The 22674-nt window shown below is 73.1% G+C and carries 20 protein-coding genes; 12 read left to right on the top strand and 8 right to left on the bottom strand.

The window, feature by feature from the left end; all coding sequences use genetic code 11:
- The first annotated feature begins 48 nt into the window (after nt 1-48).
- From AMK31_RS21000 to AMK31_RS20980, 5 genes are all read left to right on the top strand, one after another.
- Complete coding sequence (locus tag AMK31_RS21000; protein ID WP_073942123.1) at nt 49-1275, top strand: MFS transporter; 1227 nt, start codon at nt 49-51, stop codon at nt 1273-1275.
- A 183-nt stretch (nt 1276-1458) separates the two neighbouring features.
- Complete coding sequence (locus AMK31_RS20995) at nt 1459-1884, top strand: DUF3574 domain-containing protein (RefSeq protein WP_241842685.1); 426 nt, start codon at nt 1459-1461, stop codon at nt 1882-1884.
- 106 nt (nt 1885-1990) lie between these two features.
- The gene (locus tag AMK31_RS20990) at nt 1991-3379 is read left to right on the top strand and encodes an aldehyde dehydrogenase family protein (protein WP_073942122.1); all 1389 of its coding nucleotides are present in this window, start codon (nt 1991-1993) and stop codon (nt 3377-3379) included.
- A 14-nt stretch (nt 3380-3393) separates the two neighbouring features.
- Nucleotides 3394-4479: a Zn-dependent alcohol dehydrogenase gene (locus AMK31_RS20985; protein ID WP_073942121.1), complete on the top strand. Its 1086-nt coding sequence runs from the start codon at nt 3394-3396 to the stop codon at nt 4477-4479.
- A 157-nt stretch (nt 4480-4636) separates the two neighbouring features.
- Entirely contained in the window at nt 4637-5965 is a 1329-nt protein-coding gene (locus tag AMK31_RS20980; protein ID WP_073942120.1) for an MFS transporter, read from the top strand.
- On the opposite strand, the gene AMK31_RS20975 is transcribed toward AMK31_RS20980, so the two are convergent.
- The 3 genes from AMK31_RS20975 to AMK31_RS20965 all read right to left on the bottom strand — a co-directional run bounded on the left by AMK31_RS20975 (nt 5957) and on the right by AMK31_RS20965 (nt 8567).
- The gene (locus AMK31_RS20975; RefSeq protein ID WP_073942119.1) at nt 5957-6913 is read right to left on the bottom strand and encodes a DMT family transporter; all 957 of its coding nucleotides are present in this window, start codon (nt 6911-6913) and stop codon (nt 5957-5959) included. The two genes, AMK31_RS20980 and AMK31_RS20975, sit on opposite strands and share 9 nt — an antisense overlap.
- A gap of 256 nt (nt 6914-7169) precedes the next feature.
- Nucleotides 7170-7880, bottom strand: coding sequence for an ArsR/SmtB family transcription factor (locus tag AMK31_RS20970; protein WP_073942118.1), 711 nt, complete (start codon nt 7878-7880; stop codon nt 7170-7172).
- Between the two features lie 45 nt (nt 7881-7925).
- Nucleotides 7926-8567 (bottom strand): TetR/AcrR family transcriptional regulator, encoded by a 642-nt coding sequence (locus tag AMK31_RS20965; protein ID WP_073942117.1) that lies wholly within the window; start codon nt 8565-8567, stop codon nt 7926-7928.
- 91 nt (nt 8568-8658) lie between these two features.
- On the opposite strand from AMK31_RS20965, the gene AMK31_RS20960 reads away from it, so the two are divergent.
- Together AMK31_RS20960 and AMK31_RS20955 are read left to right on the top strand one after the other, a co-directional pair.
- Nucleotides 8659-9810, top strand: a complete 1152-nt coding sequence (locus AMK31_RS20960) for an acyl-CoA dehydrogenase family protein (RefSeq protein WP_073942116.1) — start codon at nt 8659-8661, stop codon at nt 9808-9810.
- A gap of 122 nt (nt 9811-9932) precedes the next feature.
- Complete coding sequence (locus tag AMK31_RS20955) at nt 9933-10556, top strand: TetR/AcrR family transcriptional regulator (RefSeq protein ID WP_073942115.1); 624 nt, start codon at nt 9933-9935, stop codon at nt 10554-10556.
- 47 nt (nt 10557-10603) lie between these two features.
- Here AMK31_RS20955 and AMK31_RS20950 read toward each other — a convergent pair whose 3' ends face one another.
- On the bottom strand, nt 10604-11065 hold the full coding sequence (locus tag AMK31_RS20950) for a MaoC family dehydratase (RefSeq protein WP_073942114.1): 462 nt from the start codon (nt 11063-11065) through the stop codon (nt 10604-10606).
- Between the two features lie 129 nt (nt 11066-11194).
- On the opposite strand from AMK31_RS20950, the gene soxR reads away from it, so the two are divergent.
- Nucleotides 11195-11686 (top strand): redox-sensitive transcriptional activator SoxR, encoded by a 492-nt coding sequence (soxR, locus tag AMK31_RS20945; protein ID WP_073942113.1) that lies wholly within the window; start codon nt 11195-11197, stop codon nt 11684-11686.
- Between the two features lie 114 nt (nt 11687-11800).
- On the opposite strand, the gene AMK31_RS20940 is transcribed toward soxR, so the two are convergent.
- Nucleotides 11801-12403, bottom strand: coding sequence for a hypothetical protein (locus AMK31_RS20940; protein ID WP_073942112.1), 603 nt, complete (start codon nt 12401-12403; stop codon nt 11801-11803).
- 231 nt (nt 12404-12634) lie between these two features.
- On the opposite strand from AMK31_RS20940, the gene AMK31_RS20935 reads away from it, so the two are divergent.
- The gene (locus tag AMK31_RS20935) at nt 12635-15433 is read left to right on the top strand and encodes a penicillin acylase family protein (RefSeq protein WP_073942111.1); all 2799 of its coding nucleotides are present in this window, start codon (nt 12635-12637) and stop codon (nt 15431-15433) included.
- A 55-nt stretch (nt 15434-15488) separates the two neighbouring features.
- Here the strand turns inward: AMK31_RS20935 and AMK31_RS20930 are convergent, their stop codons facing one another.
- The gene (locus tag AMK31_RS20930) at nt 15489-16796 is read right to left on the bottom strand and encodes a serine-threonine protein kinase (protein WP_073942110.1); all 1308 of its coding nucleotides are present in this window, start codon (nt 16794-16796) and stop codon (nt 15489-15491) included.
- Between the two features lie 83 nt (nt 16797-16879).
- A complete protein-coding gene (locus AMK31_RS20925; protein WP_073942109.1) occupies nt 16880-18112 on the bottom strand; it encodes an exo-beta-N-acetylmuramidase NamZ family protein in 1233 nt (410 codons plus the stop codon).
- A gap of 191 nt (nt 18113-18303) precedes the next feature.
- Here AMK31_RS20925 and AMK31_RS20920 point away from each other — a divergent pair, with 191 nt between their 5' ends.
- Genes AMK31_RS20920 through AMK31_RS20910 form a run of 3 tightly spaced genes read left to right on the top strand, consistent with a single transcriptional unit; the run spans nt 18304 to nt 21376 of the window.
- A complete protein-coding gene (locus AMK31_RS20920) occupies nt 18304-19068 on the top strand; it encodes an SDR family oxidoreductase (protein WP_073942108.1) in 765 nt (254 codons plus the stop codon).
- The gene (locus AMK31_RS20915; RefSeq protein ID WP_073942422.1) at nt 19065-20756 is read left to right on the top strand and encodes a class I adenylate-forming enzyme family protein; all 1692 of its coding nucleotides are present in this window, start codon (nt 19065-19067) and stop codon (nt 20754-20756) included. The genes AMK31_RS20920 and AMK31_RS20915 overlap by 4 nt, the downstream gene beginning before the upstream one ends.
- A 26-nt stretch (nt 20757-20782) precedes the next feature.
- Nucleotides 20783-21376 (top strand): TetR/AcrR family transcriptional regulator, encoded by a 594-nt coding sequence (locus AMK31_RS20910; protein WP_073942107.1) that lies wholly within the window; start codon nt 20783-20785, stop codon nt 21374-21376.
- A 79-nt stretch (nt 21377-21455) separates the two neighbouring features.
- Here the strand turns inward: AMK31_RS20910 and AMK31_RS20905 are convergent, their stop codons facing one another.
- Nucleotides 21456-22670, bottom strand: a complete 1215-nt coding sequence (locus AMK31_RS20905; RefSeq protein WP_073942106.1) for an acyl-CoA dehydrogenase family protein — start codon at nt 22668-22670, stop codon at nt 21456-21458.
- Between the last annotated feature and the right edge of the window lie 4 nt (nt 22671-22674).

Genomic DNA, 22674 nt, shown 5'->3' with positions numbered 1-22674 from the left:
GCATCCTCGTCCTCGTACGTCCTCGACTCCACACGGAGGTGGAAAACCATGGGGCCCGGTGGGAACCGCGGCTGGCTGCTCCGCCTGGTCATCGCCTTCAGCTTCGCGCAGGGGGCGGTGTCGATGGCCCGGCCCGCCGTCTCCTACCGGGCCCTCGCGCTGGGCGCGGACGAGCGGGCGGTCGGTGTGATCGCCGGTGTGTACGCGCTGCTTCCGCTGTTCGCGGCCGTCCCGCTGGGCCGCCGCACCGACCACGGCCGCTGCGCGCCGCTGCTGCCGATCGGCGTGGTGCTGATATCCGGCGGCTGTGTGCTCAGCGGCCTGGCCGGCTCGCTGTGGGCCATGGCGGTCTGGAGCGGGGTGATGGGCCTCGGCCACCTCGCCTTCGTGATCGGCGCCCAGTCCCTGGTGGCCCGCCAGTCCGCCCCGCACGAACAGGACCGCAACTTCGGCCACTTCACCATCGGCGCCTCCCTCGGCCAGCTGGTCGGCCCGATCGCGGCCGGCGCGCTGATCGGCGGCCCCGACATGGCGGGCACCAGCGCGCTCGCCCTGCTGGTCGCGGGCGCGGGCGCCGCGGTCGCGGTCAGCTCGCTGTGGCGCATAGAGCACCGCCGTACGGCGTCCGGCCCGGGTGAGGCGGCGGGCGACCGGGTGCCCGTGCGGGGCATCCTGCGCGCCCGGGGCGTGCCCGCGGGCATCCTGATCAGCCTGTCCGTGCTGTCCGCTACCGACATCCTCACCGCCTACCTGCCGGTGGTCGGCGAACACCGGGGCATCGCCCCGTCGGTGATCGGGCTGCTGCTCAGCCTGCGGGCGGCGGCCACCATCGCCTGCCGTCTGGTGCTCACCCCGCTGCTGCGGCTGCTCGGCCGCACCGCGCTGCTCACCGTGACCTGTCTGCTGGCCGCCGTGCTCTGCGCGGGTGTCGCGCTGCCGGTGCCGGTGTGGGCGCTGGCCGTGATGCTGGCCGCGCTCGGCTTCTGCCTCGGTGTCGGGCAGCCGCTGTCCATGACGACGGTCGTGCAGGCCGCGCCGGAGGGCGCCCGTTCGACCGCCCTCGCCCTGCGGCTGACCGGCAATCGCCTCGGCCAGGTCGCCGCGCCCGCCACGGCGGGCCTGGTCGCCGGAGTGGCGGGCGTGGCCGCGCCGTTCGTGATGCTCGGGGTGCTGCTCCTGCTGTCCTCGGGCGTGGCCCTGCGGTCCCCGGCGAAGCCGGCCCCCGAGCGGCAGCGGGCCCGCGCTGCCCGCCCCCGCCGCCGAAGCGACGCCTGAGCCCGATCGTTGCGGGCGGCTCGCCCGCCGTGTCCGGCGCGCGTCACCGGCGTGCGCGCCGGAGCGGGCATCCGGGCACCCCCGCGCGGCTGCCCGATCCGGACGCGCGTATCCCGTAGGGGAAGGCGTAGGGACAACCACACGCGCTTCACCGTCCGCGCCATCCGCACCCGGACCGCCCTCGTGGCGGCGGGCCTGCTGCTCGCCGTCGCCGCCCCCACCGCCTACGCCACCCTCGACGACGCCCCGGCCACCCCGGCGGCCGTACCGCCGCGCGGCGCGCCCTACATGGAAACCCGGTTGTTCTTCGGCACCGAGCGGCCCGACGGCGGACCGGCCGTCACCGGGCGGCAGTTCGCCGAGTTCGTCGACCGGGAGGTGACCCCGGACTTCCCCGGCGGGCTCACCGTGCAGGAGGGGCGCGGGCAGTGGCGGGACGGGCGCGGCGTCATCGAGAAGGAGCGGTCGTACGAGCTGATCCTGCTGTACCCGGTGGCCGAGGCGGCGGTCGGCGACCGGAGGATCGAGGAGATCCGCCGGGACTACGAGGAGCGGTTCGCGCAGGAGGCGGTCGCGCGGGTCGACAGCCGGACGCGGGTCGACTTCTGAGCGGCCTGCGGGCAGGGTGAGCCGTGCCATGCGGGAGTCCCCTGGTGCCGTAAAACTAACGGCGCTAGTTTGGGGCTCGACGACGAGGCTCGCCGGAAGGAACGCGATGAAGGCACATGACGGCATGTACATCGACGGCGCCTGGCGCCCGGCCGCCGGAGGGGACGTCATCGACGTCGTGAACCCGGTCGACGAGCAGGTCGTCGGCCAGGTGCCCGCCGGCACCGCCCTGGACGTCGACAACGCCGTACGGGCCGCCCGCGCCGCCCTTCCGGGCTGGGCCGCCACCCCGCCCGCCGAGCGGGCCGCGCGCCTGACCGCCCTGCGGGACGGACTGGTGGCCCGGGCCGGGGAGATCGCCGAGACGGTCACCGCCGAACTCGGCTCACCGCTGAAGTTCTCCCAGACCGTCCACGTCGGCGCGCCGATCGCGGTCGCGGGCTCCTACGCCGAGCTCGCGGCCCGGTTCGCCTTCGAGGAGAAGGTCGGCAACTCCGTGGTCTACCAGGAGCCGATCGGCGTGGTCGCGGCGATCACACCCTGGAACTACCCGCTGCACCAGATCGTCGCCAAGGTCGCCCCGGCCCTCGCCGCGGGCTGCACGGTCGTGCTGAAGCCCGCCGAGGACACCCCGCTCACCGCCCAGCTCTTCGCCGAGGTGGTCGACGAGGCCGGGCTCCCGGCGGGCGTCTTCAACCTGGTCACCGGGCTCGGCCCGGTCGCCGGCCAGGCGCTCGCCGAGCACCCGGACGTCGACCTGGTCTCCTTCACCGGCTCCACCGCCGTCGGCCGCCGGATCGGCGCGCTCGCCGGGGCCGCCGTCAAGAAGGTCGCCCTGGAACTCGGCGGCAAGTCCGCCAACGTCATCCTGCCCAGCGCCGACCTGGCCAAGGCGGTCAACGTGGGCGTCGCCAACGTGATGTCCAACTCCGGGCAGACGTGCAGCGCCTGGACCCGGATGCTGGTCCACCGCGAGCGGTACGAGGAGGCGGTCGAACTCGCCCGGACCGCCGCCGCCAAGTACGGCGAGCGCATCGGCCCGGTGGTCAACGCCCAGCAGCAGGCGCGGGTGCGCGGATACATCGAGAAGGGCGTCGCCGAGGGCGCCCGGCTGGTCGCCGGCGGCCCCGAAGCGCCCCGCGAGCGGGGTTACTTCGTCAGTCCGACCGTCTTCGCGGACGTCACCCCCGAGATGACCATCGCGCAGGAGGAGATCTTCGGCCCGGTCCTGGCGATCCTGCCCTACGAGGACGAGGACGACGCCCTGCGCATCGCCAACGGCACCGTCTACGGGCTCGCCGGCGCGGTCTGGGCGGGCGACGAGGCGGAGGCGGTGGCCTTCGCGCGCCGGATGGAGACCGGGCAGGTCGACATCAACGGCGGCCGCTTCAACCCGCTGGCCCCGTTCGGCGGTTACAAGCAGTCGGGCGTGGGCCGCGAGCTCGGCAGCCACGGCCTGGCCGAGTACCTCCAGACCAAGTCCCTCCAGTTCTAAGGGAGTTCCCTCACATGGCCGTCCGTGCCGCCGTCGTGCCCGCCATCGGCGCCCCGCTGGAGATCACCGGCATCGAGCTGCCCGACCCCGGACCCGGGCAGGTCCGGGTCCGGCTCGCCGCCGCCGGTGTCTGCCACTCCGACCTGTCCCTGTCCAGCGGCACCATGAAGGTGCCGCTCCCGGCCGTCCTCGGCCACGAGGGTGCGGGCACCGTCCTCGCCGTCGGCGAGGGCGTCACCCATGTCGCCCCCGGCGACGGCGTCGTCCTCAACTGGGCGCCCTCCTGCGGGAGCTGCCCGGCCTGCGCGCTCGGCGAGGTGTGGCTGTGCGCCAACGCGCTGGGCGGCATCGGCGCGGTCCACGCCCGCCGCGCCGACGACGGCACCGAACTGCATCCCGGTCTGAACGTCGCCGCGTTCGCCGAGGAGACGGTGGTCCCGGCGAACTGCGTCCTGCCCGCCCCGGACGGGGTGCCGCTCGCGGACGCGGCCCTGCTCGGCTGCGCGGTGCTCACCGGCTACGGCGCCGTCCACCACTCGGCGCGGGTCCGGGAGGGCGAGACGGTCGCCGTGTTCGGGGTCGGCGGGGTGGGTCTCGCCGCACTCCAGGCCGCGCGGATCGCGGGCGCGTCGAAGATCGTCGCGGTGGACGTCTCGCCGGAGAAGGAGGAGCTGGCGCGGACCGCGGGCGCCACGGACTACGTCGTCGCCTCCGAGACCACCCCGCGCGAGATCCGCGCCCTGACCGGCAAGCAGGGTGTCGACGTGGCCGTGGAGTGCGTGGGCCGGGCGGTGACGATCCGCGCAGCCTGGGAGTCCACCCGGCGCGGCGGCCGGACCACCGTGGTCGGCATCGGCGGAAAGGACCAGCAGGTGACCTTCAACGCCCTGGAGATCTTCCACTGGGGCCGCACCCTCTCCGGCTGCGTCTACGGCAACAGCGACCCGGCGCGGGACCTGCCGGTGATCGCCGGACATGTGCGCGAGGGCCGGCTGGACCTGGGCGCGCTGGTGACGGAGCGGATCGCCCTGGACGGCATCCCGGCGGCGTTCGAGAACATGCTGGCGGGCAAGGGCGGCCGGGCGCTGGTGATCTTCTGACCGTGATCGCTCCGGCACGTTGACCGAAGGGGCCCGGGGGACACCCCGGGCCCCTTCTTTCCTCGCCGGTAACTTCGCGCACGACCGTTGACCCCATACCGTCCGGTCAGTATGTTCCCCGGAACGTCCCCACCGCACCCATCGGAGTGTGCACCGCATGGACACGTTCCCCTCCGCTCAACCCTCCGCCCCCACCACCACGGCCCTCCCCGAGGCCAACCGGCGCCGCGTGGCCACCGCGGCGGCGCTCGCCTCCGCCGTCGAGTGGTACGACTACTTCGTCTTCGGCATCGCCGCCGCCCTCGTCCTCGGCGACCTCTACTTCCCCGCCGGCAGCGCCTCCGCCGGGGTCCTCGCCGCCTTCGCCACCTTCGCCGTCGGCTTCCTGGCCCGCCCGCTCGGCGGCATCGTCGCCGGACACCTCGGCGACAAGCGGGGCCGCAAGCCGATGCTGGTCCTCGCGCTCACCCTGATGGGCCTGGCCACCACCGGCATCGGCCTGCTGCCCACGTACGACACGATCGGCGTCGCTGCGCCGCTGCTGCTGGTCGCCCTGCGCATCGTCCAGGGCATCGCCGTCGGCGCCCAGTGGGGCGGCGCCATGCTGCTGGCCACCGAGTACGCCCCCGAGGGCAAGCGCGGCCTCTACGGCAGCGTCGTCCAGCTCGGCGTCCCGATCGGCGTGGTCACCGCCAACTCCGTCTTCCTGCTGGCCGGGGCGTTCACCTCGGAATCGGCGTTCGAGGCGTGGGGCTGGCGGATCCCGTTCGTCGTCGGCGTGTTCGTCCTCGCGCTCGCCTGGTACATCCACGTCCGCGTCGAGGAGACCCCCGAGTTCCGGCAGGCCGAGCGGGCGCTGGCCGAGAAGGAGAAGGGCGAGGAGTCCTCCCCGCTGCGCACGATCCTGCGCCACCACCTGGGCACGGTGCTGCTCGCGGGCGGCTCCTTCGCCGTCAACACCGCGACCTTCTACATTCTCATCACCGGCGTCCTCGACTACACCACCCGTGAACTCGACATGGAGCGCGGCGCGGTGCTCACCGTCTCGCTCTGCGTCAGCCTCACCCAGCTCGTGCTGATCCCCGCCTCCGCCGCGCTCTCCGACCGCGTCGGCCGCATCCGGATCTACGCCCTCGGCGCCGTGGGCATCGCGCTGTGGGCGGTGCCGATGTTCCTGCTCATCGACACCGGCTCACTGCTGTGGCTCGCGGTCGCCAGCTTCGTCGCCAGCTGCTTCCTGAGCATCATGTACGGCCCCCAGGCCGCGCTGTTCGCCGAGCTGTTCACACCGGAGATGCGCTACACCGGGGCCTCCCTCGGCTACCAGATCGCCGCGGTGTGCGGCGGCGGACTGGCGCCGTTCGTGATGGTGCTGCTGCTGGAGGCGACCGGCACCTCGATGGCGGTGTCCGCCTATGTCATCGGCCTGTCGGTCATCGCCCTCGTCTCCATCAAGGTGCTGGCGGACCGGGCACGGTCACGCTGACCCGGCGGACCCGCCGGACCGCTCGCGGGCGGGTCCGGGTCGCGGCGAGGCCGCCACGACCCGGGCCGCCCGGCCCCGCGACCGGGACACCGCCACCCCCGCCAGGCACAGCGCCCCGCCCGCCAGCGTGAGCGGCCCCGGCACCTCGCCGAGCACCAGCCACGACATCAGCACCACCAGCGCGGGCACCGCGTACGTGGTCGCGCCCATCCGGCCGGCGGTCGTCCGGGCCAGCGCGTAGGCCCACGTGGTGAAGGCCAGGGCGGTCGGGAAGAGGCCCAGGTAGACCATGTTGAGGGTGGCCGGCAGGGGCGCGTCGGCGGCCTCGCTCACCAGCTGCCCCGCGAACGGCAGACAGAGCACCGCCCCGACGAGACACCCGAAGGTCGTCACCTGGAGGGCGCCTGCCCGCGCCAGCGCGGGCTTCTGCGCGACCACGCCGCCCGCGTAGGCGACCGCCGCCAGCAGGCACAGCAGCACCCCGAGGGCGGACGACGAACCGCCGCCGGACATCGACAGACCCACGGTCACCGCGCCGGCGAACGACACCGCCATCCCCGCCAGCAGCCGGGGCGGCATCGGGTCGCCGAGCAGCCGGGCGCCGAGCAGCGCGATCAGGATCGGGCCGATGTTCACGACCAGCGCCGCCGTCCCCGCGTCCACCTGCTGCTCGCCCCAGTTCAGGACCACCATGTAGACGCCGAACCACAGCACTCCGGACACCGCGATCCCGGGCCATGCCGCTCTCGGCGGCCACCCCTCCCGCCGTATGAGACACAGCGCCCCCAGCGCCACGCTGCCCGCCAGCAGCCGCCCGAGCGCCAGCGCGCCCGGCGAGTACACCTCCCCGGCGCTGCGGATCGACACGAACGCGGAGGCCCACAGCACGACGGTGACCAGGGCCGCACCGGCGGCCAGGAAGGCGGGGCGAGAGGGTGACGGCATCATGGTTCCCGAGGCTAGGGGGGGTCTCGTCGATCAGGCCGGATCAGGGAGCGGCGTCTGGTGCCGTGCATCGCAAGGCGGAGGAGGGAGCCGATGCGATGGGGGTCCCCCCTGCTCGAGCGGAGCCGAGAGCTTGGGGGAATCGGGGACCGACGACAACGCGGCGAGGCGCGGTGCCAGGCGCCGCGAGCCCGGCATGATCGGCGAGACACCCCCTAGGAGAGGCAGAGGGGGACAGCTCGCGGATTTCGGACCGGCGTCAGCGCAGCGACCCCGCCGGAATGCCCAGCGCTTCGGCCAGGGCCCGCTCGCCCGTCGGCGTCACCTTCACCGCGCGCTCCGAGCCGATGCGCACGCACCAGCCCGCGTCGAGCGCGTGCCGGCACAGGGCGGCGCCCGCCACGCCGGCGAGGTGCGGGCGGCGCTCGGTCCAGTCGAGGCAGGCCCGGGCCAGCGGGCGGCGGCCCGTGCGGTCCAGGTCGATACCGGCGTCGGCGAACCAGGCCAGCCCCGCGTCGGTGAGCGCGAAACCGGTGTCCCGGCGCAGCAGCCCGAGCGCGCCCAGCGCGTCGGTGACCGCGATGCCGAGGCGCCCGGCGAGATGGTCGTAGCAGGTGCGGCCGCGGGCCATGGCCGACCCGGCGCCGGCCTCGCGCAGGCTCCGCGGACGCCGCGGCGTCCCCGGTACGACCTGGGCCGCCAGATCCTCCAGCAGCTGCGCGACGCGGGCGTCGGCCAGCCGGACGTAACGGTGCCGCCCCTGCCGTTCCTCGGCGAGCAGCCCGCCCGCGACGAGCTTGCCCAGGTGCTCGCTCAGCGTCGAGGGGGCGACGCCCGCGTGCCGGGCCAGTTCACCGGCGGTCCACGCCCGGCCGTCGAGCAGCGCCAGCAGGCACGCGGACCGGGTGGTGTCGGCGATCAGGCCGGCGAGGGCGGCGAGCCCGGCCGCCCGGGTGTCCCTGGTGGTCATGCCCCCAGCATGCGGCACACACGGTTCGGTCCCCGCCGAACCGTGCTACGCAGGGCGCCCGACCAGCGCGAACTGCTGCGCCAGCCCGTCCAGCAGGGCGGTGAGCCCGGTCTCGAAGGCCCGCTCGTCGATCTTCTCCTGCTGCTCGGCGAGGCGGTGCGCCTGCCCCAGGTGGGGATAGTCGGCGGGGTCGTAGGCGCTGGCGTCGTCCACGAAGCCGCCGGCGAACGAGCCGAGCGCGGAGCCCATGATGAAGTACCGCATCAGCGCGCCGATGGAGGTGGCCTGCGCGGGCGGCCAACCGGCGTCGACCATCGCGCCGTACACCGCGTCGGCGAGCCGCAGCGCGGCGGGGCGGCGGCCGGGGCCGCGGGCGAGGACCGGGACGATGTTCGGGTGGTCGCGCAGGGCGGCGCGGTAGGAGACCGCCCAGTCGTGCAGCGCGGTCCGCCAGTCCCGGCCGTCCTCGAACATCGACAGGTCGACCTGGCCGCTCACCGAGTCGGCGACCGCCTCGAGGATCTCGTCCTTGGTGCGGAAGTGGTTGTAGAGCGAGGGCCCGCTCACCCCGAGTTCGGCGGCCAGCCGCCGGGTGGAGACGGCCGACAGGCCCTCCGCGTCCACGAGTTCCCGGGCCGTCTCGACGATCCGGTCGGTGCTGAGCAAGGGCTTGCGCGGTCGGGCCATGGCGCACATAGTAGGGCTGCGACTGGAAACTAGCAGTGCTAATTTAAATGTGCGACTTTCAATCTGTGACCTATGTGTGGGGTGACGCGCCATGAACCTGGAGCTCAGCGAGGAACAGACCGCCGTACGGCAGCTCGCCCGGGACTTCGTGGAGCGCGAGATAGCCCCCCACGTGGTCGCCTGGGACCGCGCCGAGGAGGTCGACCGGGGCATCGTGAAGAAGCTCGGCGAGGTCGGCTTCCTCGGGCTCACCGTCGACGAGGAGTACGGCGGCTCCGGCGGCGACCACCTGGCGTACTGCCTGGTGACCGAGGAGCTGGGCCGCGGTGACTCGTCCGTGCGCGGCATCGTCTCCGTCTCCCTCGGCCTGGTCGCCAAGACCATCGCCGCCTGGGGCAGCGAGGAGCAGAAGCGGCAGTGGCTGCCCGGCCTCACCTCCGGCGCGTACGTCGGCTGCTTCGGCCTCACCGAGCCCGGCACCGGCTCCGACGCGGGCAGCCTCGCCACCCGCGCGGTGCGCGACGGCGACCACTACGTCGTGAGCGGCACCAAGATGTTCATCACCAACGGCACCTGGGCCGACGTCGTACTGCTCTTCGCCCGCTCCATCGACGCGCCCGGCCACAAGGGCGTCAGCGCCTTCCTGGTGCCCACCGACACCCCCGGCCTGAGCCGCCGCACCGTCCACGGCAAGCTCGGACTGCGCGGACAGGCCACGGCGGAACTCGTCCTGGAGGACGTGCGCGTCCCCGCGAGCGCGATGCTGGGCGAGGAGGGCAAGGGCTTCTCCGTCGCCATGTCCGCCCTGGCCAAGGGCCGGATGTCGGTGGCGGCGGGCTGTGTCGGCATCGCCCAGGCCGCCCTCGACGCGGCCGTGCGCTACGCGGGGGAACGCGAACAGTTCGGCAGGACCATCGCCCACCACCAGCTCGTCCAGGAGCTGATCAGCGACATCGCGGTCGACGTCGACGCCGCCCGGCTGCTGACCTGGCGGGTCGCCGACCTCGTCGACCGCGGGCTGCCCTTCGCCACCGAGGCCTCCAAGGCCAAGCTCTTCGCCTCCGAGGCCGCCGTCCGCGCCGCCAACAACGCCCTCCAGGTCTTCGGCGGCTACGGCTACATCGACGAGTACCCGGCGGGCAAGCTGCTGCGGGACGCCCGCGTGATGACCCTCTACGAGGGCACCAGCCAGATCCAGAAGCTCCTCATCGGCCGGGCGCTCACCGGGGTCTCGGCGTTCTGAGCACGCCATCTCGTCGGCAGGACGGCGCCCGGTACCCGACCTGCTCCGAGCGGGGCGTCTAAGCGGGCGCTCAGGTTCGGCGGTATGGTGGTGCCCCTGTCGGCGAGAGGGGCGAACGAGCGATGAGTACGGCGGAGGAGACGTCCGGCGGCGAGAGTCAGCCGTGGGGCGAGGTCACCCCGGACGCGGCCCGGCGGCTGCTGATCGCCGCCGTGGAGGCCTTCGCCGAGCGCGGCTACCACGCCACCACGACCCGCGACATCGCGGGCCGCGCCGGCATGAGCCCGGCCGCGCTCTACATCCACTACAAGACCAAGGAAGAGCTGCTCCACCGCATCAGCCGGATCGGCCACGAGAAGGCGCTGGACATCCTGCGCACGGCCGCCCGCCGCGAGGGCACCGCGCGGGAGCGGCTGGCCGACGCGGTCGGCTCCTTCGTCCGCTGGCACGCCGGCGGCCGCACCACCGCCCGGGTCGTCCAGTACGAGCTGGACTCGCTCGGCGAGGACGCCCGCGCCGAGATCCTGGCGCTGCGCCGCCAGTGCGACGACGAGGTGCGCGGGATCATCGAGGACGGCATCGCGTCCGGCGAGTTCGACGTGCTGGACGTCAAGGGGACCACCCTCGCCGTGCTGTCCCTCTGCATCGACGTGGCCCGCTGGTTCAACGTGAACGGCCCCTGGACCCCCGACGAGGTCGGCGCGCTCTACGCCGACCTCGTGCTGAGGATGGTGGGGGTCAAGTGACCCCGGACCGGGAACCCCCGGCCGGACCTCAGAGGTAGTACCGGACCTCAGAGGTAGTACCGGGACACCGCCTCGGCCACGCACACCGGCTTGTCGCCGCCCTCGCGCTCCACCGTGAAGGCGACCGTGACCTGGACGCCGCCCTTGACGTCCTCGACACCGGTGACGGCGGCCGTGGCGCGCACCCGCGAGCCGACCGGCACGGGGGAGGGGAAGCGCACCTTGTTGCTGCCGTAGTTGACGCCCATCTTCATGCCCTCGACGGCGATCAGCTGCGGCCCGAAGAGCGGGAGCAGCGAAAGCGTGAGGTAGCCGTGGGCGATGGTCGTCTTGAACGGCCCGGCCGCGGCCTTCTCCGGGTCGACGTGGATCCACTGGTGGTCGCCGGTGGCCTCCGCGAACAGGTCGATCCGCTTCTGGTCGATCTCGAGCCAGTCGCTGTACCCCAGCTGCTCGCCCACCGCCGCCTTCAGCTCGTCGACGGACGTGAAGATCCTCGGCTCTGCCATGTCCCGGCCTCTCGCTCGCACCACTCGGTCACATGCGTCCTCGCATGCCTAAGCAACTGCTTAGCATGGTCGGCCCGAAGGGACCTGTCAACGGACCGTCCGTGTGACGCGATCGGTAGGGTTCGGGGAGTGCCCCAGATTCCAGAGAAGATCCACGAGCTCACCGTCGGCCAGCTCTCCGCGCGCAGCGGCGCCGCCGTCTCGGCCCTGCACTTCTACGAGTCCAAGGGGTTGATCGGCAGCCGCCGCACCAGCGGCAACCAGCGCCGCTACAGCCGTGACACCCTGCGCCGGGTCGCCTTCATCCGCGCCGCCCAGCGCGTCGGCATCCCGCTGGCCACCATCCGCGAGGCGCTGGCCCAGCTCCCCGAGGAGCGCACACCGACCCATGAGGACTGGGCCCGGCTGTCGGAGGCCTGGCGCTCCGAGCTGGACGAGCGCATCAAGCAGCTCAACCGGCTGCGCGACCATCTCACCGACTGCATCGGCTGCGGCTGTCTCTCGCTGGACACCTGCGTGCTGTCCAACCCCGGCGACGTCTTCGGCGAACGCCTCACCGGCTCCCGCCTGCTGGTGGAGCGCCCGGGCGGCCGGCGGTCCGGCGGAACGCGTTCGTCCTGAAGTCCCCGTCGCCGGACGCGATGCCCCCGTTGCCCAGCGCGGTGCCCCCGTTGTCGGAACTCCCCTGACGAACGGGGGTGCGGCATCCCCCAGCGCACCCCCCTGACTACTCCCTCACGCCGACACCAGCACCCGGGTGCGCCGGGCGTACGCCAGTGCCTCCGGCGTGAGCACGGGCCGCGGTACGAGAATCCCGCAGTCCGCGCAGACCGGGCCGGACGAGGGTTCGTGGTCCAGGTCGTACTTCCAGAACAGCCGCTCCCCGTCGCACACCGGGCAGCCCGAACCCGGTTCGCGCTCCAGGGCGGCGATCAGCTTGCGCAGCACCTCGGCCAGTGGCTCGTCGGGGTGGACCCGGGGGTCGTCGCACCAGGCGACGCCGAAGCCGCCCCAGGTCAGCCGGTGCCAGTCGTCCACACTGCCCGGCCTGCGCAGTCCGTCGTGCTTCTCCTTCCTGCGGCGCTCGGCGAACTCGACCTCGTAGGCGAGCCACACCGCCCGCGCCTCCTCCAGCTCCTCCAGCGCGGCCACGAGCCGCGCCGGGTCGGGGGAGCGGTCCTCGGGACCGAACCCGGCCCGGGAGCACAGATGGTCCCAGGTCGCCCGATGCCCGTAAGGGGCGAACCGTTCTAGGCACTTGCGCAGCGAGTAGCGCCGTAGCGCCAGATCGCACCGGGGGTCTCGTACCTGTCTCGCCAGACTCCGGAAACCGGCCATCGCCCTGCACCTCCGTCACACCTGCACCTGTACTTCGGTCACTGCGGCGTCGTCGTACGGACGTCGCCGAATAGACGTATCGACACGCGATTCGGCTCCCTTCCGTGGCCATCCGATGTGCGATGGCCGCCATCAACGGACCCTGCGCCACCCGAAAGTGACGCATGTTCAGCTTCGAACTCGGGGATACCGGCGGTAACCACCGGCCCACCCCTGTCGGGAGGAACTGCCATGCCACGGCGCACCCCACACAACGCGCTCGACAGACTGAGAACTCCCCGCGGATTCCCCGGGTTCCTGAAGGCCGCGTCCCTATGCGTCCTCGTTGCCGGCCTTTTGTCCCCGCTTTCCCCGGCGGCGGCGCTCCCCGAGGCGCCGGCCGCCCCGGCCGCGGCGGCGGACGACCACTGCGGCGGCCGGTGCTCCGACATCCTGCCGCCCGGCCAGAACGGCAACGCCACCCTCGCCCAGATCCTCCTCCACCAGGCCTTCGGCACCCGCCCCGCGCACACCGACGACCAGCTCGGGCCCTACGCCGGCCTGGCCGGCGGCCACCAGAACCTCACCGACGCCACCCTCGGCGGCTTCTTCAACGACGCCTCCTTCGGAGTCCCCGCCGACCAGATCGCCTCCACCGTCCGCCCCGCGGGACGCACCGACGTGACGATCGTCCGCGACAAGAAGACGGGTGTGCCGCACATCACCGGAACCACCCGCTACGGCACCGAGTTCGGCGCCGGCTACGCGGCCGCCCAGGACCGGCTGTGGCTGATGGACGTCTTCCGGCACGTCGGCCGCGGCCGGCTGACGCCGTTCGCCGGCGGCGCCCCCGCCAACCAGGGCCTGGAGCAGGAGTTCTGGCGCAACGCCCCCTACACCGAGGCCGACCTCCAGGCCCAGATCGACGGCGCGGCGGCCCGGCACGGCGAGCGCGGCCGGCAGGCCCTCGCCGACGTCAACGCCTACGTGGACGGCGTCAACGCCTACATCGACGCCTCCGACGGCGGCCGCTACTTCCCCGGCGAGTACGTCCTGACCGGCCACAAGGACTCCGTCACCAACGTCGGCACCATCGAGCACTTCAAGCCCACCGACCTGGTCGCCCTGGCCTCCGTCGTCGGCGCGCTGTTCGGCTCCGGGGGCGGCGGCGAGGTGAACAACGCGCTGTCCCTGCTGGCCGCCCAGTCCCGGTACGGCGTGGCCGAGGGCACCCGGGTCTGGGAGTCCTTCCGGATGCGCAACGACCCCGAGGCCGCCCTCACCGTCCACGACGGCAGCTTCCCCTACGCCGTCAGACCCGACGACCCGCAGGGCCTGGCGCTGCCCGACGCCGGCTCGGTGACACCGGAACCACTGGTGCACGACCGCACCGGCAGCGCCACCGGCCCGAGTGCCGCCGACGCCTCCGCCGGCGCGGCGGCCAACGCCGTCACCTCCGCCAGGCGGGGCATGTCCAACGCCCTCGTCGTCAGCGGCGAGCACACCGCGAGCGGCCACCCCGTCGCCGTCTTCGGCCCGCAGACCGGCTACTTCGCGCCGCAGCTGCTGATGCTCCAGGAGATCCAGGGCCCCGGCATCAGCGCCCGCGGCGCCTCCTTCGCGGGCCTCAGCTTCTACGTCGAACTGGGGCGCGGCCAGGACTACGCGTGGAGCGCCACCACCTCCGGCCAGGACGTCGTCGACACCTACGCCGTCGAGCTGTGCCAGGACGACCACCACTACCTGCACCGCGGCACCTGCGTCCCGATGGAGAAGGTGGAGCAGAGGAACGCCTGGAAGCCGACCGTCGCCGACGGCACCGCCGCCGGCTCGTACACGATGCGGGTCTGGCGGACGAAGTACGGCCCGGTCACCCACCGCGCGACCGTCGGCGGCAAGAAGGTCGCCTACACCACCCTGCGCACCTCGTACCTGCACGAGGCCGACTCGATCATCGGCTTCCAGATGCTGAACGACCCCGGCTACGTCACGGGCCCGGAGAGCTTCCAGCGGGCGGCACAGCACATCAACTACACCTTCAACTGGTTCTACGCCGACTCCGAGCACACCGCGTACTACAACAGCGGCGACAACCCGGTGCGCGCGAACGGCGTCGACGCAGAGTTCCCGGTGTGGGCGCGGCCCGCGTACGAGTGGCGGAACTGGGACCCGGCGACCAACACCCCCGACTACACCCCGCCCGACCGGCACCCGAACTCGATCGACCAGGACTACTACGTCTCCTGGAACAACAAACCGGCCCGCGACTACCCGTCCGCGCCCTGGGGCAACGGCCGCGTCCACCGCGGCGACCTGCTCGACGACCGGGTGGCGAAGCTGGTCGAGGCGGGCGGGGTGACCCGGGCGTCACTGGTGAAGGCGATGGCCGGTGCCGGCCTCACCGACCTGCGGGCCGAGCAGGTGCTGCCGAACCTGCTCAAGGTGATCGACAGCGCCCCGGTCACCGACCCGGAGGCCGCGGCGGCCGTGAGCAAGCTGCGGGCATGGGCGGCGGCCGGGGCCAGGCGGACGGAGACGTCGGCCGGTTCACGGACGTACGCGCACGCGGAGGCGATCCGCGTCCTGGACGCCTGGTGGCCGCTGCTGGTGAAGGCCGAGTTCGAACCCGGCCTGGGCGGCGGCCTGTACACCGCCGTCACCGCCAACCTGCCCGTCGACGAGTCCCCGTCCGCCGCGCACGGCCCGACCGGCGCGCACGCCGGGAGCGCCTTCCAGTACGGCTGGTGGAGCTATGTCGACAAGGACATCCGCACGGTCCTCGGTGAGCAGGTGCGGGGCCCGCTCGCCGACACCTACTGCGGCGACGGCAGCCTCGCCGCCTGCCGGGACACCCTGATCGGCACGCTGAAGGAGGCGGCCGGGAAGACCGCCGCCCAGGTCTACCCCGGCGACGAGCACTGCGCGGCCGGCGACCAGTGGTGCGCCGACGCGATCGTCCACCGGGCCCTGGGCGGCATCGGCCACCGCATCGTCGGCTGGCAGAACCGGCCGACGTACCAGCAGGTCGTGGAGTTCACCTCGCACCGGTGAGACACCCGGTCGAGGATCCGGTTGAGCCGGGTGAGCCCTGAGGCGCGGCGGCGGGTCAGCGGACGCGGCCCGCCGCCACCACCAGCCGCGCCAGCTCCGGGTGCAGGATGTCGCCGTGCGCGCCGGCGGGCGGTCCGCCGCGCCGGACCACGGCCGCCGCGTCCACGTTCACGCACCCGGAGCCGGGCAGCGGCTCCGACAGCGCTTCGGCGAGCGTCAGGGACCGCGTGCCGGGCACCGCCCGCAGCCCGCCGTACCCCAGCGCGCCCCACCGGTCGCGCAGGGCACGGGCCGGATCGAGGCCGGCGAGTCCCTGGTCGTCGCCCGCCATCCGCGAGGCCGGCGGATAGAACGTGCCGAGCGCCGTGTCGTGCCGGGAGTGACAGCACACCAGCGGGCCGTCGATCCGGTTCTGCTGCCCCTGCAGCACGCCTCCCGCGCGGGCGTCGTGCGGCAGCCGCGCGGCGAACGCGTAGTGCGAGAAGGCCCCTTGGAGCAGCGTCACCGACTTCACCGCCCGCACGCCCTCCGGCATCCCGCGCAGCGCGAACGACACGAGCCGCGCCCCGAAACTGTGCCCCACCAGATGCACCCGCAGCCCCGGCGCGGCCGCCGCGAGCCGCCCGATCACCGGCCCGAGCCCCCGCTCGCCCACGGTTCCCGCGCGGCGCTTCATCGCGTAGTACGTCGCCTGCCGCAGCAGTTCCTGGGCGCCCTCCCACGGGTTGGGCAGCCGCAGCCCCTCCGCCCGCTCCCCGGCCCGTGCGCGGGCGAACTCCTCGCAGACCTCCGCCACCGGCGCGGAGAACATCCGCGGCCCGTCCTGCGGCACCCCCTCGGCCAGGGTGTCCGCCGCGAACAGCCCCTGCGGGCCCGGCGGCACCACCTCCACCAGCAGCCGGACCAGCCGCCCGAACTCCTCCAGCGCCGCCTCCTGCGGCGGGTGCTGGTCCAGCAGCCGGGCGAGCCGGTCGACCACCGTCGCCCGCCCGGGGAAGGTCTCCAGCAGCGCGTGCCGGGTGACCTTGTCGAGCGCCGGGCGGGGCGGCGGGTCGTCGGCCGCCACGGAGCGCGGGAAGTCCGGGATCGGCTCGTCCGAGAACCGCATCGACGGCCACACCACCCCCGCGTACCCGATCCGCGCCCGCGGCGCGAGCCGGGGGAACGGCGCGAGGAAGGCGCTGTAGAGCCGGGTGGCGGCCGAGCGGTCGCTGTTCCAGCCGTGGGCGAAGACCACCAGGTCGCGGACGCCGCCGTCCGCGACCCGGTCGACGAGCCGGTCCCGCCGGCGCCCGTCGGCGTCTCCGTCCGCGTCGAAGGTCAGCTCCGCATAGGGAGTCACGCTCATGCCCGGGTTCGCCATCGCCAGCCCCTCCGTCCCCACAGGTGCGCGCCGTGGGCGCATCGTCCTGCCAACGGGGGAGGTTGGCCATATGTCACGGCCGGTCAGTACAGCAGGTATTCCTTCCGGACCGCCCGGAAGGCCGCCAGCTCCGCCTGCCAGTCCGCGACCACGTCGTCCGTGCCCGCCCCGGCGTCGATCAGCGTGCGGACCCGGGTGGAGCCGGTCAGCTTGTCGATCCAGTTGTCGGACCGCCAGGCGAAGCCCGGCCAGACCCGCCGGGCGGTCACCAGCAGCGCGATACCGGTACGGACGGGGTCGTAGGCGGCCCTGTCGTGGACGTGGATCTGGACACCGCCGACGGTCTTCCCCTGGAACTTGGAGAACGTGGGCGCGAAGTACGCCTCCCGGAAGCGCACACCGGGCAGGGACAGCTCGTTCGCCGCGGCGGCCCAGCGCCCGTCGATCCCCTCCGCGCCCAGCAGTTCGAAGGGGCGGGTGGTGCCCCGGCCCTCGGAGAGGTTCGTGCCCTCGAACAGGCACGTCCCGGCGTACACCAGCGCGGTGTCCGGCGTCGGCATGTTCGGGCTCGGCGGCACCCACGGCAGCCCGGTCGTGTCGTGGAACGCCGACCGCTTCCAGCCGGTCATCCGTACGACGTCCAGCGGCACGGGCGTCGTCAGGAACTCCCCGTCGAACAGCCGGGCCAGCTCCCCGACCGTCATCCCGTGCGCCTGCGAGATCGGCTCCCGGCCGACGAAGGTGGCGAACTCCTTGTGCAGCACGGGACCCTGCGCGGAGCGGCCGGTGACCGGGTTCGGGCGGTCCAGGACCACGAAGCGCTTGCCGGCGAGCGCGGCCGCCGCCATGCAGTCGTAGAGGGTCCAGATGTACGTGTAGAAGCGGGCGCCGACGTCCTGGATGTCGAAGACGACGGTGTCCACGCCGGAGGCGGTGAAGATGTCGGCGAGGGCCTGGCCGCTCTTGAGGTACGTGTCGTAGACGGGGAGACCGGTGGCCGGGTCGTCGTAGCGGCCCTCGGAGCCGCCGGCCTGGGCGGTGCCCCGGAATCCGTGCTCGGGCCCGAAGACGGCGGTGAGGTTCACCCGGTCGTCGGCGTGCATGACGTCGACGATGTGGCGGGCGTCCCTGGTGATGCCGGTGGGGTTGGTGACGACGCCGACGCGCTCGCCGTGGAGGATCGCGTACCCGTCCTGCGCGAGGCGTTCGAAGCCGGTGCGGAGGGTACGGCCCTGTGGGGCCGCGCCCGCCGTGGCCGTCGTCGTCGCGGTGAGGGCTGCGGTGGTCGCCAGGAGGGTGCGTCTGGACAGCTTCATGCGGTTACCTCCGGGGTGTGTGGAGTGCTCCCGCAGGGAGTGTCGCAGGGGTGCGGGCCGGTGGGAGCCGGTCGCGCGGTTCCCCGCGCCCCCTCCCCGGCGTCGCCGTTTCCCTTCCTTGTGACATACCGACCGGTTAGTCTGACGTATCACCGGGGGAGAGCCGTGTCGCGTCGCGTCGAAGGAGACCGATGGTGGAAGCCGTGCAGGGTGCGGGAGTCGTCGTCACCGGGGCCGGTGGCGGGATCGGGGCCGCGTTGGCCCGGCGGTTCGCCGCCGAGGGGGCCCGGGTCGTCGTCAACGACCTGGACGCCGAGAAGGCGAAGGCCGTCGCCGAGGAGGTCGGCGGGATCGCCGTGCCCGGGGACGCCTCCGCGATCGTGGACCAGGCGCGGGACGCGCTCGGCGGCGTCGTCGACGTCTACTGCGCCAACGCCGGCGTCGCCTCCGGGGGTTCCGAGGCGGCCGGCGAGGACGTCTGGGCGCTCGCCTGGGACGTCAACGTCATGGCCCACGTCCGGGCGGCGCACGTCCTCCTGCCGGACTGGCTGGAGCGCGGCGCCGGGCGGTTCGTGTCGACCGTGTCGGCCGCCGGGCTGCTCACCATGATCGGGGCCGCGCCCTACAGCGTCACCAAGCACGGGGCGTACGCCTTCGCCGAGTGGCTGTCGCTGACGTACCGGCACCGGGGCGTCAAGGTCCACGCGATCTGCCCGCAGGGCGTGCGCACCGACATGCTGTCCGGGACCGGCAGCGCCGGCGACCTGGTCCTCGCGCCGACCGCGATCGAGCCGGAGGCCGTCGCGGACGCCCTGTTCGCCGGGATCGAGGAGGACCGGTTCCTGATCCTGCCGCACCCCGAGGTCGCCGGGTACTACCAGGCGCGGGCCGCCGAACCCGACCGCTGGCTGAGCGGCATGAACCACCTCCAGCAGAAGTGGGAGGCGACCCGGTGACCGGCGTCCGTTACGCAGACAAGCCCTGGCTGGCGCTGCTCGACGAGGCCCAGAAGGCGCCCGTGAGCCCGGCGGACTCACTGGTGCACGCGCTGCGGCGCGCGGTCGCCGAGGCCCCGGACCGCACCTTCCTCGCCTACTTCGACGGGCGGCTGAGCTACCGGGAGGCCGACGAGCTGAGCGACTCGGTCGCCGGGCACCTCGCCGCCCGCGGGCTGGAGCGCGGGGACCGCGTCGCCGTGCTGCTGCAGAACTCCCCGCAGTTCGTGCTCGCCGTGCTGGGCGCCTGGAAGGCGGGCGCGGTCGTGGTGCCGGTGAACCCGATGTACAAGTCGGGCGAGGTGGCCCACGTGCTGCGGGACGGCGAGGTGGCGGCGCTGATCTGCTCCGACCGGGCCTGGGAGTCGTATCTGCGCGACACCGCGCAGGACTCGCCGGTGCGGATCGTGCTCACCGGGTGCGAACTGGACTTCCAGACGCGCGGGGACACGCGCGTGCTGACCTTCGAGCGGCTGCCGCGGGCCGCCGACGCCGACGACCTCACGGCCGTGGCCCGCGCCGGACACCAGGCGCCCCAGGGGCGCGAGCCCGGGCCCGGCGATCTCGCGCTGATCAGCTACACCTCCGGCACCAGCGGCACACCCAAGGGCGCCACCAACACGCACGGCAACATCATGTACAACGCCGAGCGGCAGCGGACCGGGCTCGGGCTGCCGGAGGCGCCGGTGTACTTCGCGATGGCGCCGCTGTTCCACATCACCGGCATGGTCTGCCAGTTCGGGGCCTGTCTGAACAGCGCGGGCACGCTGGTGCTGGCCTACCGGTTCGAGGCGGGCGTCGTGCTGGACGCGTTCGCCGAGCACCGGCCGCACTACACGGTCGGCCCGTCCACGGCCTTCATGGCGCTGGCCGCGCACCCGTCCGTCACCCCGGACCACTTCTCGTCCTTCCGGGTGATCTCCTCCGGCGGCGCCCCGCTGCCGCCCGCCCTGGTGGAGAAGTTCCGGGCCGGCTTCGGGCCGTACATCCGCAACGGCTACGGGCTGACGGAGTGCACCGCGCCCTGCGCCTCCGTCCCGCCGCACCTGGAGGCGCCCGTCGACCCGGCCTCCGGCACGCTGGCCGTCGGCGTGCCCGGGCCCGACACGGTCGTGCGGATCGTCGACGACGAGGGCGCCGAGGTGCCGTTCGGGGAACAGGGCGAGATCGTCGTCCGGGGCCCGCAGGTCGTGCCCGGCTACTGGCGGCGGCCCGACGCCACCGCGGAGACCTTCCCGGACGGCGAGCTGCGCACCGGGGACATCGGGTTCATGGACGAGCGCGGCTGGCTGTACGTCGTCGACCGCAAGAAGGACATGATCAACGCGTCCGGTTTCAAGGTGTGGCCGCGCGAGGTCGAGGACGTGCTCTACACGCATCCGGCGGTGCGCGAGGCGGCCGTCGTCGGGGTGCCCGACGGGTACCGCGGCGAGACCGTCAAAGCGTACATTTCGCTCCGTCCCGGCGCGGAGACGGACCCGGACGCGCTGGCGGCGCACTGCAAGGAGAGACTGGCCGCCTACAAGTACCCGCGTCAGGTCGAGATCCTGCCCGACTTGCCGAAGACGGCGAGTGGGAAGATCCTCCGGCGGGAGTTGCGTTCCCGCGCACAGGACGAGGCGCGGGACGAAGCGCAGGACAATCGGTAAGGCGACGAGGAAGGCAGGTGGCGGCAGTGCCCAGGACGACGGACGGAGACGGGACTCCTGTGCCGCAGCGGCTGCTGGCCGCCGCCACCCGGCTCTTCGCCGAGCAGGGTTACGACCGCACCTCGGTGCAGGAGATCGTCGAGGCGGCCGGCGTCACCAAGGGGGCGCTGTACCACTACTTCGGCTCCAAGGACGATCTGCTGCACGAGGTGTACGCGCGCGTGCTGCGGCTCCAGCAGGAGCGGCTGGACACCTTCGCGGGCGCCGACGAGCCGGTGGAGAAGCGGGTGCGGGACGCGGCGGCGGACGTCGTGGTCACCACGATCGACAACCTGGACGACGCGTCCATCTTCTTCCGCTCCATGCACCATCTGAGCCCGGAGAAGAACAAGCAGGTGCGCGCGGAGCGCCGGCGCTATCACGAACGCTTCCGCGCGCTGATCGAGGAGGGCCAGGAGGCGGGCGTCTTCTCCAAGGCGACCCCGGCGGACCTGGTGGTCGACTACCACTTCGGGTCCGTGCACCACCTGTCGACCTGGTACCGCCCGGACGGCCCCCTCACCCCGCAGCAGGTCGCCGACCACCTGGCGGACCTGCTGCTGCGGGCGCTGCGGCCGTAACGGCGCCACGTACACGACGCGTACGTCGTGTACGACGTGTAAGGGGCGGCTGCAGTGGCAGCCGCCCCTTACACGTGTCTCACGCGTACTTCTTCAGCTCCCGCCGCGCCAGCGACCGCTGGTGCACCTCGTCGGGGCCGTCGGCGATCATCAGGGTCCGCGCGCCGGCGTACAGCTCGGCCAGCGGGAAGTCCTGGCTGACGCCGCCCGCGCCGTGCAGCTGGATCGCCTTGTCGAGGATGTCGACGACCGCGCGGGGAGTCGCGATCTTGATGGCCTGGATCTCGGTGTGCGCGCCCTTGTTGCCGACGGTGTCCATCAGCCAGGCCGTCTTCAGCACCAGCAGCCGCAGCTGCTCGACGGTGACCCGCGCGTCGGCGATCCAGTTGTGGACCACGCCCTGGGCGGCCAGCGGCTTGCCGAAGGCCGTACGCGAGACCGCGCGCTTGCACATCAGCTCGATCGCCCGCTCGGCCATGCCGATCAGCCGCATGCAGTGGTGGATCCGGCCGGGGCCGAGCCGGGCCTGGGCGATGGCGAAGCCGCCGCCCTCCTCGCCGATCAGGTTCGACACCGGCACGCGCGCCTGGTCGAAGATCACCTCGGCGTGGCCGCCGTGGGAGTGGTCCTCGTAGCCGAAGACCTGCATCGCGCGCTCGACCGTGACGCCCGGGGTGTCGCGGGGGACCAGGATCATCGACTGCTGGCGGCGGATGTCCGCGCCGTCCGGGTCGGTCTTGCCCATCACGATGAAGATCTTGCAGTCCGGGTTCATCGCCCCGGAGATGTACCACTTGCGGCCGGTGATGACGTACTCGTCGCCGTCCCGCTCGATGTGCGTGGTGATGTTGGTGGCGTCGGACGAGGCCACCTCGGGCTCCGTCATCGCGAACGCGGAGCGGATCTCGCCCGCCAGCAGCGGCTCCAGCCACTGCTTCTGCTGCGCCTCGTCGCCGAACTGGGCGAGGACCTCCATGTTCCCGGTGTCCGGCGCCGCGCAGTTCGTCGCGGTCGGCGCCAGGTGCGGGCTGCGGCCGGTGATCTCGGCGAGCGGCGCGTACTGGAGGTTGGTGAGGCCGGCGCCGTGCTCCGCGTCGGGCAGGAAGAGGTTCCACAGGCCCTGCCGCTTCGCCTCCGCCTTCAGCTCCTCGACCACGGCCGGGGTGTCCCACGGCGAGGCCAGCAGGGCCCGCTGTTCCTCGGCGACGGCCTCGGCCGGGTAGACGTACTCGTCCATGAAGGCGAGCAGCTTGGCACGCAGCTCCTCGGTACGTGCGTCGAACGCGAAGTCCATGGCG

This window comes from Streptomyces sp. TSRI0107 (assembly GCF_001905845.1).
GTDB lineage: Bacteria > Actinomycetota > Actinomycetes > Streptomycetales > Streptomycetaceae > Streptomyces.
The sequence above is the reverse complement of the archived record's forward strand: the minus strand, read 5'-3'. Positions and strand labels throughout refer to the sequence as shown.

Coding starts and splice junctions, on each gene's coding strand:
- AMK31_RS20935 (WP_073942111.1), top strand. CDS start 12,635: ATGCCACGGCGCACCCCACACAACGCGCTCGACAGACTGAGAACTCCC.
- AMK31_RS20940 (WP_073942112.1), bottom strand. CDS start 12,403: ATGGCCGGTTTCCGGAGTCTGGCGAGACAGGTACGAGACCCCCGGTGC.
- AMK31_RS20975 (WP_073942119.1), bottom strand. CDS start 6,913: ATGATGCCGTCACCCTCTCGCCCCGCCTTCCTGGCCGCCGGTGCGGCC.
- AMK31_RS20950 (WP_073942114.1), bottom strand. CDS start 11,065: ATGGCAGAGCCGAGGATCTTCACGTCCGTCGACGAGCTGAAGGCGGCG.
- AMK31_RS20905 (WP_073942106.1), bottom strand. CDS start 22,670: ATGGACTTCGCGTTCGACGCACGTACCGAGGAGCTGCGTGCCAAGCTG.
- AMK31_RS20930 (WP_073942110.1), bottom strand. CDS start 16,796: ATGGCGAACCCGGGCATGAGCGTGACTCCCTATGCGGAGCTGACCTTC.
- AMK31_RS20990 (WP_073942122.1), top strand. CDS start 1,991: ATGAAGGCACATGACGGCATGTACATCGACGGCGCCTGGCGCCCGGCC.
- AMK31_RS20970 (WP_073942118.1), bottom strand. CDS start 7,880: ATGACCACCAGGGACACCCGGGCGGCCGGGCTCGCCGCCCTCGCCGGC.
- AMK31_RS20925 (WP_073942109.1), bottom strand. CDS start 18,112: ATGAAGCTGTCCAGACGCACCCTCCTGGCGACCACCGCAGCCCTCACC.
- AMK31_RS20980 (WP_073942120.1), top strand. CDS start 4,637: ATGGACACGTTCCCCTCCGCTCAACCCTCCGCCCCCACCACCACGGCC.
- AMK31_RS21000 (WP_073942123.1), top strand. CDS start 49: ATGGGGCCCGGTGGGAACCGCGGCTGGCTGCTCCGCCTGGTCATCGCC.
- AMK31_RS20985 (WP_073942121.1), top strand. CDS start 3,394: ATGGCCGTCCGTGCCGCCGTCGTGCCCGCCATCGGCGCCCCGCTGGAG.
- AMK31_RS20920 (WP_073942108.1), top strand. CDS start 18,304: ATGGTGGAAGCCGTGCAGGGTGCGGGAGTCGTCGTCACCGGGGCCGGT.
- AMK31_RS20955 (WP_073942115.1), top strand. CDS start 9,933: ATGAGTACGGCGGAGGAGACGTCCGGCGGCGAGAGTCAGCCGTGGGGC.
- AMK31_RS20960 (WP_073942116.1), top strand. CDS start 8,659: ATGAACCTGGAGCTCAGCGAGGAACAGACCGCCGTACGGCAGCTCGCC.
- AMK31_RS20965 (WP_073942117.1), bottom strand. CDS start 8,567: ATGGCCCGACCGCGCAAGCCCTTGCTCAGCACCGACCGGATCGTCGAG.